Below are 20,160 nucleotides of genomic sequence, written 5' to 3'. Positions count from 1 at the left end.
TTTCGGGCGAAACTTATGTTCTGGTGAGCGTGCCAGAGATTAACAGCGCAGTTTTTCCGGATAATCTGCGCGATATCCTGTTTATGCTTCAGTCCTCAGGTCCGCTGGAGCAGCGTAATGCCCAGACGCTGATCAAGACCATTGAGTCTGCCTATTCCCATCGCTCACCCTCCCTGGCAGAACAGCGGCTCGATGAAAAAATGGCCCGACTGCCGCTGGCTGATGTGATCACACTGGCCAATGAAATCGATAACTTCGACACCGAGCACAGGGCTGCCCAGAGCCTGATGCGAAAGCTGTTGTTGCGGCTGGTGGACAGCGTAGTGAAGTCTCTGGAAAACGGTGACAAACCGAATCGCCAGCAGAAGCTTCTTATTGCTGAGTTGTCCAACCGGCTTCCCGAAGACAGCCGCAGTTTCAGGATCCCGCTGTCAGAAAACCGCGAACGCCTGGTTTACCTGGACCCTTTCCTGCCTTACAACGAAGATTACCATTCTTCCTCGAAGATTTTTCTGGGAGTGCGTTCGCCATTTTTCCTCTCGGCAATTGATCATAATGTTTATCGCTACCAGCTGCGTGAGCTGGCACAACTGAATGGATTGCCAAAAGAGCTGGACGCTGTGCTTCGCTATTTCAACAAACCGAATAAATTTATCGATAGCCTTCTAACCTGGCATAAATGGCAGACAGAGAATGGTTTGCAGACGATCACGCCACCCGTTGATATCCGGCTGGAACCCTACCTTTTGATCTCGGACAGTCAGGTGATTATCCGGCGGTGGCAAAAAAATCAGCCTGCTATCATCCAGGTCGGACTGTCGAGTAAACGACCAGAATCGTCTGACCTTCCCCTCGCCCGGATAATGACTCAATCCTATGGACTGGCTCTGCTCTTGCAACTGCAAGCAGAGCAGGCACCCGATTCTGTGATCACCAGGGCTATGGAAATTTGGGAAACGGATGATTCTCGCTCTCCTGCTGGCCGTTACGGTTTTACCAACGGTTTGAAACTGCGGCGACTGCCCGCCGACAGTGATCCCGTTTATCAGGTGCTGGTCGCTAACAGCGATGACCATGATCTTAAGTTTGCCCGTGGCACTGTGGATGATTGCCATAGGGCATTGGCGGTATTGTTCAGGGAAGAACGTCTTGCCCGTTCGGTCAGAGCCGTTATTAACTTCCTCAAAATCAAGCCGGAGAGCTCTGTCGATGCGTTTGTGCAAGGACTGGTAAATATCTACACAGATTACTGGCAACAGATGCAGGGTTCGCGGCTGCGTTCTGCGCTGGAGTTGCAGAACACGGATTACCGGATGTTGAAAGCACGAATTTCCAGCTCCGGTTTGTCCGCTGAAGACAAGAGCAGGTTATTGTCAGATATGGGTTTTATGCAAAACCCTCCAGACACAGGTCCGGACACTGACAGAACGTCTTCTTACTTCCATGGTCAGGAAATCAAAGCGGGCAGTCCCGGAATCCTCAGAGAACTTCCACTGGCTTTCTATGGCGACCAAGGCTCGCAGCCGCAAATCGCAATCTTGTTCTCTGCCCAATATATCAGGGATATTCTGAAAAACGATGCGCCTTCCAATGAGATGCATTCAGTACAGGATGCAATTATCAGAACGCTTCGAATATTCAAAAGAACCTTCAAATACGAGAATTTTTCCAAAACACTCAAGAAAACACGGAGCCAGAGCTTTGGCAACCTCAAGACTCTGGTGAATCAGGGGGTTATTGATGGTTCTGTCGGCAGAGGCTTCGAGCGGGTCAAAATACCTGACTCTGTCCGACTATTACTGGTCATCACGCCTCCCGGTTCATTGGCTACAACTCAGCCGGAACCGGTTCTGGTTGGTAATGCCGGTTGTGTCCTGAAAATTGATCCGAGCCAGTATGTCACCGAAGGCAAAATGCGGGTTGAACAATATCACATTTTATCAAGCCTGGTAGCCCGCTATATTGGTGCCGCAAATCGGTTGGAAGGTATCGACAGCAATTCTGAAACCCTTCGAAAAAACATTCTGCATGAAATTGGCATTGACGACATTGCGACATTACAAAGGGATGCAAAAGATCCAAAGATCCCTAGAGACAAGAAAAATGGACGAATCGGTCTTGAAATAGAGTTTGATGGCACAACCGTAGCTCTTGAATCGAGACAACCGCTTGCGTTTACTGAATATGTCTCCAGCAAGCTTTTGAACCCTGTCTACCCTGATCTGGTTGTATCCAGCGAAGAGAGTGAAGGTCGCTCTATCATTGAAATCATTACCGGACCCAAACCTCTCTCGGATTACATGGATGCATCCTCTGTTGTATTTCGTGCCACCAAAACCTTGGCCGATATTTTAGCCAATTTACCTGAGAGTGGTTATACCGTAGACGACATCACTCAAAAGTATAATGACAAGCTACTGGGCAATAATCCCACTGATGATTTAGAAAAATACCGGTTAGGCACTAATCGAAAGATGAATCCTGAAGTCTCATTGCCCGCCGAGCTAAAAGGAAAGCCATTATCTTATCATGTTCAGGTCAATATCGGGGTCGATCTCAGGGGGATTGGGGATATAACATCCTATGTTGCCACTCTTATTGTCCCAAGGAGAAGTGATTTATTAAGGCAAGTTTTTGAGTTGAGCCAATATCAGGCCTCTGTCATTTCAGAAAGACTGGGGCTGAATTCTGACTTGCTGAACTCCATGTTTACCGCTCATTTATTCAAGCAGGCATTAGACAGTTCGACCCAAAAATTTCACAGAAATAAAGGGGGTATTAAAGACTCACCGGTCACTCAACTTGAGGGATTATTAAGGCTGGGTACCGCCGATTTTTTAATGACGGTTATCTCTGATCTGGATGCAGAGCAACTTAAGTCAGCCATCGGGGATTACAGCTGGCAAGCCTTTGCTTCGTTGATGCAGGCAACGGTCGATAACCTGGCCGAAGTGGGATCTCTGGCTGAAGGAACTGGCAGGCAGTGGACAGCGCCCGAAAAACTACTGCAAGCCCGATTAGAATCGCTGTTTATCGACACCCTGGATTACCGTATCAAATATGGAAGGATGCCCTTACCCCCTTCTAAAGCAGATGCTATCGAATTACCGCAAGGCGAAGGCAAAGAATCGACGATTGTTTATATTGGTGCCACAGGCGCCTCAAGACAACACGTCACTCGTTATGACAATGGCAAGGGTGAAACCCATTACCTTGGTATAATCGAGGTGCGCGAACCCTGGCCTGCACTTAAAAAAATGGCTTTTTCCCCTCCCGGGACGGCCACGACTACGGTAATAAAGTCCGTTCAAAATCCAGAGTTACTGGGAGCGGACCCGGATGTTGACGGGATCTTTTTCAGAAGAGCCCAATCCCTGCTCACCACTGACATCATCTCGAGGCATTACCGGGACTGGATCAAGCAATCCATCCTCAACCGGCTGGGTCAACTCGATCAGGCAAGGCTTGAGCATGTAACCCGCTCCTTCTTCGACTATCAGCAGGCAGTAACGGACACATTCGGGCAGGACACACTGGGCCGGTTGCTGCTGACGGCCAATCTCAGGTCAATGACCGGTGGACGAACGGGATCATCCTGGGACACCCTGGCGCAGTTGCAAAAAATAGTGTCTGTGGATTTTAACCTTCAGCGGGTAACCAGCTGGGATCACCAGCTGCCTGCCACGACCACTGACAGCGAAGCCCTGCTTGTCGCCCGCTGGCAGCAGCTGGCAAGGTTCAATCTGCCTGCCACTGTCTACAGGCTTCTGGACTTGTTTTCCGGGCACGAAGATTTTATTAAAGCGGTTCTTGAATCGGGAAAGGCAGTTTCCGGGAACGGCATGTCACTGGGTCGTTTGTGTCGGGAAATAAACATTACCCTCAACCCTGAAAGGTACCTGTATCAGAGTTACCTCGATAGCAATCCACTGACCCTGACGGTGGGAATAAAAGACACCACTTTTGATAACCGTGAGGCTATCGCTGCAGGAAAGCTACTCGCAACAGCCCTGCTAAACCATCCCGACGTGGCGGCTATCGGCCAGACTCAAACGGAGTTGCGGGCAATCTGGGGATTATCAGCAATCACCACTGGCCGTAGCTATGGCCTGACCACAGAACTGGCGCTGGCTATTGTGCCAAACCAGAAAGACGACCTGTACACACAGTTTGTCGATGGCATCAGCCGCACCGATCACAACTGGCAGTTTGCTTCCGGGTCGGTCAGGGATTTCGCCCGGGTTCTGTACTGGTTTTCCGCCCAGCATGATGAGGACAGCCTTAAAAAGGCTTTTGAACGGGTGCGGAACTATCATCGTCAGCATCCCAAAGTATCCCTGGACACTTTTGCCTCGGCTCTGGTGAATACACACAGAAATCTGCCCGATGAACGGGCGGGTCTGGTTCTGCGTGAGGCTATCGGGAAAGAGGGATGCACTTATCTGCAACAGGCCCTGACGAAGAAAAAAGCCTCCGTAGTTGCCGGTCTGAAAACAATGATATTGGTCGGGACTATTGACCAGTTTTATGATGACCGTGATTCGTTCAATGGCATAACTGAGTTTGAGGTTTACAGGCACATATCGGTAAAAGTGAGCCGTGCTTACTTTCGTTATGGCGGAACGGAGTATCTTTCATTAGTCGATAGTCTTCAGGATTTCCTGGCAACGCCTCTGGGCGAAGATTACCTGAAGAGAACCAAGGTCGAAACCACACTTAAATATCAGACCCTGGTCGTTGATGCCCCTAAAGCTGTTGCTGGAAAGCAGCAAATTGTCGTCTGGTTACCACATACTGGCAAGCAAGTGGTGATTAATCCCGATGCCACAGCCAGTCAAAAAAACCGTTTTTCCAGCTTGATCCCGGTGTTTACTGCCCTGGTTAAATCTGGCTATGAACTAAACGGTGGCCGTCAGTCTGACCTCCCTGATGCGAAAAACATTGAACGAATGGTTCGCCAGCAAATGGGATTTGCCCCCCTGGTGAAGCTTGCCGACACAGGGACTGTAGAAAAGGACACCGCATCTGGACGGATAGTCCTTGAAAAAACCTATAGCATCCGCGAACTTGCCAAGTCAGAAAACCTGCAGGTCAAAAGCCCGAAAGAAATCAATGGTTTCCCTTTGATCACTCTGAAATGGCTTGATGCCGGAAACCCGCCGGGGTTGCAACTAATCACGGCCCCGCTTTCTCCCGATGAGCTGAACCAGCACCGGCCTTTCCTGGATGCCGCTTTTCAGGCTTTGGATAAAACGGTTTCGGCATTGTCTGGCCAGGTTAAAAACTGGGATTTAGTCCGAGCTTTTCACAGACAGCTTGCCAACACCGGGACGGTAAAAAAAGAGAGCAAACTGGGCCGGTTAATCTTTGAAAACGTAGCCTACGGAGTCCCCTACCTTGAGCCTGATGCTCTGCTCGAAAGCCCGACCATTATGATGAAATGGCTCACCGGAAAACAGCCGGGATTGCAACTCATAACAGTCCCGCTTTCCCCGAATGAGCTGGACGAGAAAAGGCTTAGGGTGGAACCAAATTTTTACGCGCTGGGTAAAGTGATCTCGGAACTGCCGCACCCGGCCACCCACTATGACTTAGCCACAAACTTTAATAATTATGCTGGTGACCTGTCAGATTTTATTGTTGTAAAACAGCCTTTTGACCAGACCACAATTTGGCAGACAGAAACGACCGGCGAGGCAGGCACCGGGATCACCCTGAAGTTTCCCTTTGAGGATCTGGGTAAGCCGTTGGTGGTGGCACTGTTTGCTGGCAGCCAAAGCCCCGGGGGTGAGCGGTTGATGGCCAGCTTCCGGGCCGCCAACCGTTTGGTAAAGGCTGTTACCCCGGCTTCAGGCCGCGATGGGGTAGCCACTGCCCAGTTAAGGTCGATGTTTACCCTGTTGTTGTTCCGACTGTCGGGGGACAACCCACAGGAGAGAGCCCTGTTTCCGGGGCTAAGGTTGGCAGACTGTATCCATACCTACCTTTCCGACACTGCCGTAACCAAACTCAGTCACTATATCAACCGCGATGGCCTGAAATCGGTGACTGATGAACTGAAAGCGATAATCGCTGACCTCCAACAGGTAACCGATGTTGCGGATGCGCAAGTGGATAAAAGGATTAAAGACCTGTTGGGGATAGCTCTGGATTACCGCCTTGCCAACGGAGCCGGGTTGTTGCCTGCGGTACTGTCGGATGCCTACTCGTTGCCCCTGGCCGATGACCAAAAATATCGGGAACTCTGGACTGGTATGGTGTCAGAGGGCGGCACACCGCAGCCTGTCTCCAGAAATGCTGATGGTCATTATCTTTTGAACCTGGTCCTGCCGGGTCAAAGCGGCAATGTGGAGCGCCTGTTTAGCCGCAAAGCAGCTGAGCCCGATAATCTTGCGGGCCATCTCAAGCTGGTGTTGAAACCGCAATGGCTGGGACGTGATCAGGAAGTTACCCGTGCGTTTATCAAGTTGGCGATGTCCAAGGTGGATAAAGCCGACTGGCCGTGGTTTTCAGAACACTTTTCCTCATTACCGGAATTGCAGCGTTTCAAGGTGGTGGAAGCGCTTGATCAATATCGCGTGCAGTATCCGGAGGCTGATAGCAAGCGGCTGGCCCTTGCCCTTACCGACCTCCAGCTCGCCGAAGTGAACAGCCAGATCAGTCAGGATGATCAGTCCGGGACACCCTCGGTGTTTCGCATCAGGAGTCTGGAATCGCTTAAAGACGGAAGCCATGGCTTGAAACTGGAGACCTACGGGGGAAGCCAGTTCGATCTGCAGGCAGGCTCTCTGGTGCCAGTGCTGACGGGTCAGGCCAAGGCACCACCGGTCAGGCCAGATCCACACCCGATGCTGCTGAGCGGGTCACACAGTAACCGGTTTCCCCCGTCGTTTCTTGATACGCGCCACAGCGAGAGACTGTACCGGCAATCCATGTTGGATGGTCAGCTGCTACCCAACAGTTACCGGAATGATGTCGAGCATTTTATTAAAATTTTCACTGACTTGAAGCCGGAAAGCCATCGCCAGCAACTCCAGAAGCAGGACTCACTTGACCTGAGTGCGGGTCGGCCTGTCCACTGGCGGTTAAACCCTCAGATTCTTTTGCGGGAGTCCCTGCTGCGGGTCCGGGATACGGCGGTGACGATTGAGCTTGGGATGAAGTACAACCTGTTACTGAAGCACAGGTTCCTGGACATAATGATCGGCCAGTTTTATGCCCTGGCTCTGGCCAAAAGTGTCGAGGCGGTGGATACCGCCCTGTTTCGGTCTGTCTGGTCAGAGGATGCTGAACAACTGGCGCGACTGGGCAACGCCGTTGGTTTTGACTCTGCCTACTACTGGGTTTCGACAACCGAGGCGCAGAATCGGGCCAGTCCTCTTTATAGCCTTCTGGCAGGCAACAACCGGGACACCCTTGCACATCATTTTGGCCCCATTGGGTCACCCGCCAGTCAGGAAGACTTTAAACAGGCGATGATATGGCTGTTCTCCAGGGAGCCTGAATTACTCTCATTGAGCCTGAACAAGGTTTCTGACTACATTCAGGCCCATCAGGATGACCCGGATATTGAAACCTTTGCCAAAGCCTTGCGCGAGTTTGACCAGAACCTCCCGGATGATGCCAGAACGCGGTTCAGGGGAGGGATTAGCCATCAACAAGTGGAATTACTGAAGAAGGTTCTGACCCGTCAGGTGCCTGATCAATGGGAACTGGTCAGCTATATAGGTGCACTTAAAAAAACACTCACCTCGCCAGCCCGGGTAACCGCTGCAACCGGGTTTGTAACATCGACGTACCAGCTGGTTGAATCCGACAGCGGGGTGCAGGCTGGGCTGAAGGATCCGGATGCTTCAGACAAGGGACGTTGTCGGCGTGGGGTTGGCGGCTGTGGGACCCGGCTGTTACTGACGGGAGATTTGGCGGATCGCCCCTTTTTGAACATTGACAGTGCGGATATCAGTGACACCGGCAAACCTTATTACAAAGTTGAGTTCCTGACATACCAGGGGGAGTGGCAACGGGTGCTCAGTCGCTCAGGCACCGATATCACCGTCACCCCCCTGGGCGAAACTTCGGTTTATGACAGTATCCACGATACCGGCGGCTCCCGTTTTGAGCGTGTCATTCAGGCCGGGACGGAGACGGGTACGTTGGTAGCGGTCAAGCGTGCCAGCGGCCAGGTTTACCAGCTGATTTCGAAAGATGGCGGTCAATACCGCGCCGTCAGTCTGCAACCCGGCGACCGGCTGTTAGCGTTTTACGACAGCAGCGGGGAAACCCTGGTTCCGGTGCTGGAAAAAAACGACCATGGCCGAACGGTTTATGGCCTGAGGCTCGACAACGCAGCGTCAGATGCCAACCGGCTGTTTAAACTCAACCCGGTTGCATCGCTGGGGGATCAGCTGGCCGCTGCCCGCCGGGAAGATCACCTGCTGTTAGATGACAGTGCCGAGCTAAGAACCCTGGCGGGTACCGATGACCGGATAGCGGTGATCCTTCCTGGCGACTACCGCCCCGGCCAGCGACTGGCGAATCAGGCCCGGGGGCTCCTGTCCGAGCTGAGGGTCTTTATTGCCACCCCCGCCGGTCAGCGGCTGGTCAATGCCCTGGGATTCTCTGACCGTTTTAGCAGACCCATCAGTATGACTGAGCTGGACAGTCAGCTGTTGCCCGATATGGCGCCCCCCGCCCAGCTCAGGCTGGTGGTCAGGCTTGACAGTCAGGCTACTGCTGACCGGGTGATACCTTATCGTTCCAGGAGCATCGGGGACGTCAGTGGTCACCGGCTTGTGGTGCTGCAGGTTGACCCGGCGGTACTGGACGGGCAGCGCCACTCCACCAGTAATTACCTGGGGGCAGTGGCCTCTGTGCTGAAGGATTTATGTCGGGCAGCACTGGCCAGTACCGACCAGGCGGGCTCACCGGCCATCGCCATGACCTGGTTGCAGGGGAAAAAAATCACCGGGGACCGGACGCTGCTGCAACTGGAAAATCAACTTCGGAAGCAGTTCGGCCTGCTGCCTGTCCAGAGCACGGCTGCCGCCCGGGCTCCGGTTCAGGTAGTTACTGCAGCGGGCGGGATAACCACCGTGACAACAGGCCAGCGGGTCCGGATTGCCTATCAAGCCATGGCTGATCCTCTGTCCGGCTTTAGTCAGCTGGTGGGGGATCTGGAAACCCGTTTACTGTTCGAGCGGGTTCAGTATCGTTGCAACCAATGGGTTGACCGGTTATCCGGGGCTGACCGTTCGCAGGGCAACCTTCGCTCACTGTTGACACAGGTGGTCTGGAGTGAGCTGGTCAGCCGGGGCATGGTGACTGCGCAGCCCGGGCTGCTGGCTGACCCGGTGGATGTGGTGGTGTCCATGCTCAATGACACCGAGCTTAAGACTCTGGCCGATATCAATCATCTGGCCAGGCACCTTGGGGATGTGCTTACTGATGCCCTGAAAGACCGACAGGGCAGCGTCTTCACAGAGACAGAACGACAGGCGTTGTTGACCCGGTTCCGCCATGCCGAGGAGGCTCTGACGAAGGCACGGGCCCTGCGCAACGAATGGGGCGAACCCGGACAGCTCCCCCTTGGTGTGGATTCCCGCAGCAATGTGCCGGTCACCACTGGCAGCCGGAAAAACCTTGCCTTGATGACCCGCACCGAGCGGCAAAAGGTCACCCTGCTGGGTGACCGGCATCTTATTACCATTGAAAGCCAGAATGGCCCCCTGTCCGCTCCGGCAGGGGATGAACTGACCGGTTTGCTGGCGCTGTTAAGGCAGGAGTCTCCTGTTAGCCCGCAGGCTGCGGCTGCTTTGCGGACTCAGCTTCAGTGGCTCCCTGCGGCGGCTGACCCGGACTATTACCGGACTGCGATCGAGGGAATACTGTCACCTTTGTCCCAACAGCAGGCTGGCCAACTGGATAACACCCTTATTGGGTTGTTCGGGCAGCAAACCCCGTCCGGCGCTGAGCCGCTATTGGTGGAGTATTTTTTCCACAGGCGGCTTAAGAATCTGGAAACAACAGACCCCGCAGAGTTGCGGATGAATGCCCTGAAGGCGAATAAATGGCTTGATCTCCTGCAAAAAAATCAGCCAATACCGCCAGGAGCTGGCAGGAAGGCTCCGGTTTTCATCCCCGATATCGGGCTGGGCCGTCACCAGGCCGGGGTTCAGACCACCGATGGGCAAAAGATCTTCACGCTGGGTCGCCGCGATGACCTGGCTTTTTCCGGGCAGGGCCCTGGTTACTCCCTGATCCGCAGCGAAGGTGGCCGCAGGCAGGTCTTTAGCGTCGAGCTTCCCGATAACTGGCCAGACCGTCTTTTGTCGATCAGGCTGGTGGTCGATATGGAGCCTTATCGCGAGATGCAACGCGGGGGCAGTATTGGCAAACATCAGTTACAAAATGACATTCAATACATTGCCCGGGGGCTGGGGGAGTCCCGTTTATCGGAGCTTCTTCAGGCGTTTGTGAAGCCCGTCAGGGATGCAGGCATTCCCGATGGCAGCACTTATGAAGTGAGCATCAGCCCCAAACCTGTCTGGTCGTTTGTGGACAGCCGTGTCGAGGTGAGTGGAGAAAACAACCGCCGTGCTCTGTTACTGCTGGGCACGAAGGACAGGAACCAGCCGTTTATTTTTCGGGAAACCCTGACCAGCCTGGTCGGTGCCGGTCTGTTAAAGGCCCTTGAGGGCGGTGGTGGGTCGCTGTCAGCATTGCGCCAGCAGGTGCGGGAGCTGTTCGGGATCAACAGCGAGACAGTGCCTGACGCTGAGTCGCGCCCCCTGGGACTGACCCGGCAATACGAACTCACTCTGGCTGCCACCCCTTCTGAAACAAGCCTCTATCGGCAACTGGTCGAAGGCTATCATAACCTGCTACTGGCTGAAGGTACGAAAGCTGATTACCTTAGGGCGCTGGAGTATTTAGAGATCCATAACATCGACAGGATTCTGGCAACAGCGGAACTCCTTGCAAAGGATGATGAAGGTAAGATCAGTGACAGCGATCTGTTCAACAGGGCCATCAACCAAAAACGCTCCCCGGTTGCCATAAAGTTAAGTCGGCCATTCGATCATTCAATCACCCAATACACCACCCTGCCCTCCGGCTCAGAGCAAGTCGACGTGGATTACCGGGCATTCTGGAGTGTCGGTTCCGGCATGGAATCTCTGCTCGACTCGAAACTGCTGGGGTTAAGTCGGGCGGCGGCGGAAAAGCTTCTGTCACAACGGAAAAAGGCCATTAACAAACACTTCGGGCTAAGGCCCGTTATCAGCGATTACCTGAAGTCGCTGGTGGTTCATTTTATCTACGGGAAGATGGAACAGGTACTGGGGAGCAACGGGCAGCCAACCAGCCAGATACACCTGGGGTTGACCGATGCGGTCACGGCCATACTGCCTGACAGCGATATCAATGCCATCAGAAATCTGACGTTGCTTCCGCGCAGAGGGGTGGTATCGGAGCCATCCATGGCCGCCTCATTGGCAAAAGCCTGTACTTATGTTGCCCGGGGGCTGGGCTGGGAGAGTTTTGACACTGGCCTGATGGCCAATATGAATGAGGATGTGCGCACCCTGTTCGAAGAGGCGGTAAGACTGCGAAAGAGCGTCAAAAAGCCCTTCCAGTTGCCTGTTAACCAGCAGCAGGACGCCCAAGGTAGAGAGCCACTGTTTGTGCAGAGTTTACCGGGACAGGATAAGACCATTAAAACCATCGCCAGCAGCCTTCGTCATGTGGTTATGGCAGACGGTGCCCGGCGTTATATAAAAATAACCCCGGCAGGCCCGGGCAATCCTTTCCCGCTTATGTCATCCCAGTCACAGGGAGCTCTGAAGAAGCTGTTACGCCAGCCTCTTGAGCCAGCTGAAAACGCTTCGGTCACAAAGGCTTATCTGTCACAGCTGGCGCGTCATTATAAGGCTTTTATTGAACTGGGGGACATTGATGTTAGCGACCAGGTCAAGGCGGTTATTGAAAATATGGACTCTGCTAACCGGCAGCGGTTTGCTGATGATTTCCTGAAATATGTCCGGCAGTCAGCCATCCCGGCAGGCCTGGCCGAAACCGTCGCCGGGAAGTTACTAGTGGCAGAGGTTAGCGCCTTGGGTTCCCTGCCTGAAAAGATTTCTTCCAGGTTTTACCAGCGGCTCAACGGGCTGCTGAACCTGGCCGGGAAAAAGGAATTTTCACTGACCTCTGGCAACCTGACGATTCGGGTGCTGACCGACCCCTCAATCACCGCCGATGCCTCCTACCTGATGCCTGGGCAACGGACTCTGGTGGTGGGCAACGGCGGTGATGCCAGTCCGCTGACCGCTGCCGCAGCAGTGGCTCTGCTGCAAGCCGCCCAGGCACAAAAACCGGAGGATCAGGCAAAAACATTCCTGGCCCTGCAACAGAAGCGGATCAGGCTGCCAAAGGACATAGACAGCCTGTCGCCAGAGTCACTGGTCAGTGAGTTCATTGTCAAGGAAGGCAAGCTGACGCTTTCCGGACTGGTGGACCGTCTGACCAGCTTTATCGGGCTGGCGAACAGGCTGAACCGCAAGGGCTCTTCCGAAGCCCGTCTTCTGGCCAGGGAGATTCACCAGAATATCGCCGACAGCGTTGTCGCACTCAGGGGCGGTATCGAGTTTGGCCAGCTGGCTGACATCGTTGATATGACCGACTCTGATTTCCGCAAGGCCCTGAAGAGACTGGACAAGGCGGGTTTGCCAGCCGGTCAGGCAACAAGGCTGCCCGCCCCAGACTGTGTGCTGTGCGACGGCTCCGGACCGGTCAAGACGGTGATGGCTCTGATGGACCGGGTCAGCGGGCACCTGGATGCTATTGAGTTCAGTGATCGCTTTAAAACTGTCAGGCAGGCTGCCGGAGACAAAGGGTTGCTGGCAGACGCCTTCCTGCTGATGCAACAGGAGCGTTTTGCCGCAGTGGCCACCGAGGACATTCTGGACAATCCGGAGTTCCGCAGGAAGCTGCTTGATCTATTCCGGAAAGCGCTGGCGGAACGGCAGGGACTGACGCCAGAGCAAATCATTGACCGGGTGGTCATTTTACTTAACGACTCGGGCTACAGTGCTGACGACACCCGCTATGTAAAAGATCAGCTGCTTGGCAACCCGGAATTCATGGAGCAGCTCAAGACCCACAAGAACAATCCCGGTAGTGCTGATCCCCAGAGTCCGGACGACACAGCGCCGGGAGGCAGGTCGAAGAAGTGGCTCAGGAAATTTAGCAAGGGTCTCGGGAAACTGGAGAGAAGTAAAACATACGGACGTACCAAAGCTGCTATCGGCGCAGGGCAATCCATAGCAGGCCTCGTCGGTGCTGTTCAGACCATTGGGAACCTGCAGAAATACGGCGACGCACTGTCTGATGAAGCCCGGGATCTGGCCTATGCCGGGGCCGGCCTGACGATCGGCAGTTCAGTTTATGGTCTGGCGATGACCAGCCACTGGCTGCTGAGTAAAAACAGCAAGCAAGTGGGCAAACAAGTGAGCAAAGGGGGAAGCCGTGCAGCGGGCTCTTCTGTCGAGGCTTTAGAAAACACCACCAAGGTTGCAAAAACCTCAAGGTTTGCGACCAGACTGGTGCCGGTAGCTGGCAATGTGCTTTCCATTACTACTGCCGCTACGTCCATAGCCGCTAATAAAATGGCCAGAGATGAGGCAAAAGCAGCTGGCAACGATGAACAGGTCACTTATTACGAAGTAATGATCGCCCTGGATGCGATTTCGATTGCCCTTGATGTTGTGGGCGCCGTTATGGACGTTTTATGTGGCAAGTGCGGAATTATTATCGACCTGATCGGCTACCTGCTCACTATCATACAGACCGCTATCGCGGCATCTATGCCGCCAAACAATGCCCGGCAGGAGTTCGATGCAGTGTTGAAAAGTGATGGCTTCGCTGAACACATTAACAACATGGCGGAGGACTTTGAAGAAAAAGGATTTTCAAGGTTTGAGTACCATGCCGATGCCGAGGCGTTCCTTCACCAGAGGATGTATGAGGATGACCTGGAGGAATTATGGGTATCCCGAACGAGATCACTGTCTGGTACCGAAAAAGGCCTTTCCTTTATCGACAGGATCAACCGGCGCCTCACAAAGGTGGGGACGAACCTGGAAGACTACATGCTTGGCAAGAAAGGCTACAAGATATTTTATGGTTTGGGTGGCAATGACACCCTGATCATCGACGAGGGGGAGCTGTACGGCGGATCAGACCATGACCGGTTGAAGCTTGAGAAAGGCATAGCGAAAGGGGGCAGCGGCAACGATATTATCCAGATCAGCCAGTCAGGGGAGGCTCATGGGGGCAGTGGTAACGATTTGCTCCATCTGCCCTATAGCGGTGGTGTTGGCTACGGCGGTCCGGGTAGAGACACCATTATTAACGGCAGGGTTCAGTACGGTGGCCCCGGTGATGATCATCTTATAGACGACCTTGGTTATATAAGGCAGTTTGGTGGTAAAGGAAATGACCGGCTTGAACCGGGTTTGGGCAAGGGGATTCTTTATGGAGGACCTGGCAATGATACCCTGATCTTGCCACGCAACGAGATCAATATTCCTTATTTTAGCTACTCTGGAGCCTTCTATGAACACAAGAGAAAGAATTACGATCGTCTTAATTGGACGAAATCTGACACATTATTTGAGGTTAACCTGGAAACCTGGCGCTGGGATAACCTTTTTCCCGAATATCTTAAAGACCATAGAATTGATCGCGATGCGCCGGATGGCGATGAAGGATGGAGTTCATCATACCTTTTAAGGCGCTTTGGCATGCGTGGGTCGCCATCAGGTTTTTATAGGAATCCAGTCAGACCAAGGCTCGACAAAAATGTGCGCCCATACAGAATGTACATTGCCACCCTGTCACAGATAAGAGCTGATTACGGACGTGCTGGGCGTGATAAAAAATTAATGCCCGAATATTATCTGATGGGGTATGACGCAAAGCATACGAAAGTAGAACGGATTTCTGATCATTACGGCCCTCAGGAATACTTTTACGTTGGGGAAGTCAGGTTCAGGGACGCCGAGCATGGTGATGGATCTTCAATAAAGGGCCATATGTATATTTCGAGACAGGGCGCTTACCTGTTGGATTCCAGCAGGCTTCTGTATTATTTCAGCAGGACTGGACTGAGAGAGCGCAGCGAAAGGCCCAGGCCCGATCAGGCCACTGTATTTTACGCAACGGTCATACAGCTACTGGATACCGGAGGGTCGATTGCCAATGTCGAAAATGTAGTAGGGTCGACGATGGGTGTGAATGTGATCGGGACTGCCCAGCCCAACAATATTTACTTATGGGGCAGTGGCAATGAGGTTCATACCGGAGACGGGAATGATTTTGTCGATGCCAGCAATGGCAACGGGATTAACTGGATAGCCCTGGGTTCGGGCGATGACCAGGCGTTGTTGGGGGATGGTGAGAACGGGGTCGATGGCGGTCCTGGCACGGACACCGTTTCTTACCTTGGCCGGAAAAAGGGTCTTAAGCTGGACCTTACCAGCGAGTATCGGTCCGGGTCACAGGAAGAATATCTGAAACAGGTGGAGATCATTCAGGGTTCCCCGGGCAATGACAGCCTCTGGGGAGACCACGGTAATAATGTTTTCATTGTCACCAATGGCACCAATACCGTCGATGTCCGGGGCGGCAATGACACGGTGGTTGCCATTGGCGGAAGCACTGCTATCCGGTTGCGCAGCGGTTTTAATACAGTGGTACTGGGTGAGGGCAAGGGTGAGGGTGAGAGTAGCCACGAGGTTTTCACGGGTACTCACGCGGACACCATTCTGTTGCGCCCCGGCAGCCATCTTGGTAACCACCGAATTCACGTCCATAAACGGCAGGAGCCTTCGACAGGAAAATGGCCACTGTTGGTTATCCAATGGGGATATTTTGGTGAAGTGTGCGGTGACGTTTTCTTCAAGTTAGCCAGCTTGACGATCAATACCTTTGACGAGAGCCTGAATCTGGTTTTTGACGATTTTGAACCCCATAAGAAGACAACCCTTGACTTTCACACTCCTGGTTTATCCAGTTTCGATACGCCATATGCCAATAGAAGTTTTTACTGGGAGGACGTGGCGGGCGAAAACTCTACCCTGTCAATGACCGAAGCCCTGACCAACCTGAGGAACACCACCCTCTCGACTTATCTTAATGCAGGCACAGAGCCTTGCCGGATCATAAAGAGAACAGACGACTATAGCTTTTCCACAGAGGAGATGTTGGCATTCTTGAATCGTTATCCTGAAAAACCCTTAAGTGAATTCCCCCGGGATCAATGGCGTAAAAAGACTGAGCTGAAGAGCCTTGCCAAAGAGGGAAAAACCCTGGGCGCTGGCCTGCACCGGATTGGCAGTCAGGGAAGTAGTCATACCAATCTGGTGATTGAGTTTGGTTTCGTCTCTGACCGTTGCTATCCACGTAGAGGTATTCTGCGCAAACTGACCTTGCAGCTTGGCCAGCAGCAGGTGCTTTTTGAAGGTGAAATCCCCCCCATTAAGAAGCACGGTGTTGTCTTTTTAAGACCATGGCACTCACTGGATTTAAAATTGGTTAAAACCGATGCGGACGGTGGCAGAAAACAACAAGGCCCCAAGGCATTATTTGCCATACCAACAAGTGTCATTAGACAAAAAATCAATAGACAAAATACGGCGAAATGGGCCAGCTCGAAACCATGGATCAAACTGTTCCACGGTCAGCTAATGGCGAAGACCCTGACCATGCTGGAGCTGGATTATAGATTTAATACTTATTTTCGTGACCAATGCAGCGCCTCTCCCTCATACCACAGTTCTGTGATTTTGCCGACGGTTCACCTTGACTTGTCTTCAGACTCTTACTCTGGCATCCCCATCATTTTCGGCGGCCCGGGTAATGATCAGCTGACGGGCAACCCGTCTACGGATAACGTATTAATTGGCATGGGAGGTCATGATCGTTTAAAGGATATGGGAGGCAATAACCAGTTTATTGTCGGCATGGGCAATACCAACGTTACTGCTGGCGGGGAAGGGTATAATCAGTTAATACACGACCAAAGTCGTTATATTGTTTATGATACCCGGCTTCTGAACAAACACTCCAGGAGTCTTGGCGTCAAGGTCATCAGTTCAACCTATCAACTGGATGGGATAACCGTCAATGTGACGGAAGGGACCGTTCAGACCCGATGGCAGAATACGAATGGAACGGGCAGCTGGCGTTATCATCAGACGGTATTCAGTGGGATCAACCAGATTGCCGGGACTCCGGGTGATGATAGCTATTTTGGCAGCAATGGTACGGATATTTTCAACACCGGGGGTGGCCTGGACACAATAAGAATGGGGGACGGAGACGACCGGGTCATCATTGACGCCCCCTGGCAGAAGGGTACCTTGCTGGACGGCGGTAGCGGTGCCAATACACTGGTCTTTGATTTGCCTGTTCGTCGTGATGTGACTGTCGACCTGAAGGATGGTTTAACGGTCGAAAACTTTATCCTGGAAGACACCGGGAAGGGCAACATAAGATTTTCCGGCGATGATAAAGATAACGTTTATGTATCCAGAGGTTCCCTGCGCAGTTTTAATGGCCGGGGGGGAAATGACTACCTTTTTCTTCTGAAGCTGCCGCCCTATATCCATTTTAACGGTGGTCCGGGCAGGGACACACTGGACTTAAGCCAGGCAACCCTTACCCCGGAATTTGTCCGGCTCAAACTGTCTGTGCAAACAAAACCAGTGAGTCTCTCCTGTGTAACCGATTCGCAACCCTGCTCTGCGGAAACAAACATCGAAAGTCGTCTGTTCCTTACGTTGAGGCTACCCGGATCTCAGGTCACCTATCAAACATGGGATTCTACTGTCAGAAATTTTGAGATTTTCAAGGGCCCGCGCAGCGACGATATTTTCGAAATCCCGGCCCTCACCGGCCTCGTTGTCGATGGAAACGCTGGTGATGACACTTTCAATATTTTCTCTACCCACATCAAGGGCAACAGTTCAATCACCACCACCATAGGGGGAACCGGATACAACCGGCATTATGGCAGCCCGAAAGCTGACCGGATGGTGGCAAACCTGGGGCCTGACCTGCTTTCCGGCGACCTGGGCCCGGATATTTACGTTATTTACCCACAGGCCAATGGTACCCGAATCATAGACCGGGACAACGGGAATACCCTGGTATTGCACGGGGTACAACCTGAAAATCTTGACTGGAAACTGACCGGAAATTATAGCCGTCTGGAAGTGAACAACGATGGACAAATATTTTTCAGCATCGATTTACGGCACGTTCCCCATTGTGCGCGCGAGGATGGCAGCCTGGCCACCGGGCACTTTATCAACAACCTGGAATGGCATTTCTGGCGCCTGACAACGATTGATCCGGCCAACAACGGAAGCAGGCTGCTTAGCGGCAAAAACCTTCGGGACTACTATCACTCCAGGCTGACAGTTGATAAACGGCTGGACAACACTTATCAGCTTGACAATGTTACGGCACCGGTACATGGCGGGCCAGGTGATGACGAGTTCTTCGTCTCGGGTGCTGTCAAGCCGGAGGCCGGACTGTTCGGCGATTCGGGAAATGATATTTTCCATCTCAAAAGCAGGGGTGTCAGTGTTCACCCCGGTTCCGGCAATAATCTTGTCAGTCTGGAGCTGGAGAATGCAGAAGAAAATGGTGTAGTAAAGCTATTCTTTGCTCCCTCTTCGTTTAACCGTGTTCGAATGACTGGCGTCAGCCTTGCGGATTTGCAGGCAGCAAGCTGGCGTTCGCTGGATCAACGCAATGCCACTGACAGCGGTGACCGGGCTGCTTGTCCAGCCGGTTTGTCACACCTGATGCCGCCTCCGGTCACCGGTGGCCGCTTTATGCTGGCGGCCTGGATCCGTAGACAAACAGGGGTCGACAAACTGATTCATTTTGCCGGGGCTGACGGCTCTGATGCCATCAGCCTGAGCCTGAAATCCGGGAGACTGGAGATCAGGCTAACGGATGGTTTCAGGGTCTTTCGTAGCAGAGTCAGGCAATTTTTTACCTCCTCCCGTCAGCACCTGGCCATGACAATAAATGACAGTGGTTTTCTAACCCTCTATCGGGATGGCCAGATGGTTTTGGCCAGGCAAGCCCTCAAGCCAGCCAGGAAAGTTCGGAAGCTGAACTGTTATGCCGCTGATAAACTCATCATCAACCAACGTCTGCCGTCGTCTGAAGGCATAAAAATGATGGTGTCTGGTGTCGACCCGCTGGTGAGAATAGGCACTCGGCAGGATCCTGACCGTATCTTCGCCAATGGCTGGCCAGACAGCCTGGAACTGGATGACGGCATTCTGGATAACAAGGAAATGATCGGTCAACGACTCGAGTCGGGTTATTCACTTTCAGAGCAAACCATCCCCGGACATCAGTATTTAATCGATGAAAAAAGCGCTACTTACCGTTTCTCTGGCGATGACACGGATAACAGCCAATGGCTTCTGGCAAACGCCACGGGCACGGCTGACCAGCTCGAAATTAATACCCATGACTGCCGGACATTGGACTATAAAAAGTCGGGCGGGGATCTTATCCTGACTATCTTGCCGAATGATAGCCTGCTGAAAAACAGTGAAACTAGCACAAAGCCGATCAATGCCACCCGAAGCCTTCGGGTGCAAAATTTTTTCAGCGAGGAAGCCGAGACCATTGAGCGCCTGATCGTCAATAACAGGGTGCTCAGCAGGAACGAGGTGCTTGCGAAAGTAGACACCCCACAGTCACGTGGCAGGCGCTCGCTGAGTGACAGCAGCGCAGAAGGTGCATTGGCCGCTGAGAGTGCAGGCAACGGAACCCTGACCTTTCTGAACAGGATCATTCGCAGTGGGCAACGGTTGTTGAATTACCTGAGCAGTCTGGCCGGAGGTGAGAAAGACGACGTTAATGCGGGTGAAGCCCTGAGTGAGCGCCCCCTGGTGGCGAGCCTGAATGACACAGAACTGAACCAAAACTACCAGCGCCTGGTTCAGGAACTCAACGCCCAGTCAGGCAATCGCAGTGGTGAGAACCCGTCGTTTATCCCATCGACAAGCCAGAGAATGGTACAGAATCTGACGACTCCGCAACCTTTAACTAGGATAGGGATGGGCTGAACAA

General features: G+C 52.9%; 1 protein-coding gene (running past one end of the window). It reads left to right on the top strand.

Going from position 1 to position 20,160, the window contains the following annotated elements:
- Nucleotides 1-20,156, top strand: partial view of a TcdA/TcdB catalytic glycosyltransferase domain-containing protein gene (locus tag ACOJUN_RS17980; RefSeq protein ID WP_422133286.1) — the 3' portion only. It extends 8,458 nt beyond the left edge of the window; only the last 20,156 of its 28,614 coding nucleotides appear in the window; its start codon lies beyond the left edge, outside the window; it ends in the stop codon at nt 20,154-20,156.
- The last annotated feature ends 4 nt before the right edge of the window (nt 20,157-20,160 follow it).

Source organism: Endozoicomonas sp. ALD040, from assembly GCF_049275945.1.
In the GTDB taxonomy this organism is placed as follows: Bacteria; Pseudomonadota; Gammaproteobacteria; order Pseudomonadales; family Endozoicomonadaceae; genus Endozoicomonas_A.
This window is presented reverse-complemented; position numbering and strand designations above follow the sequence as displayed.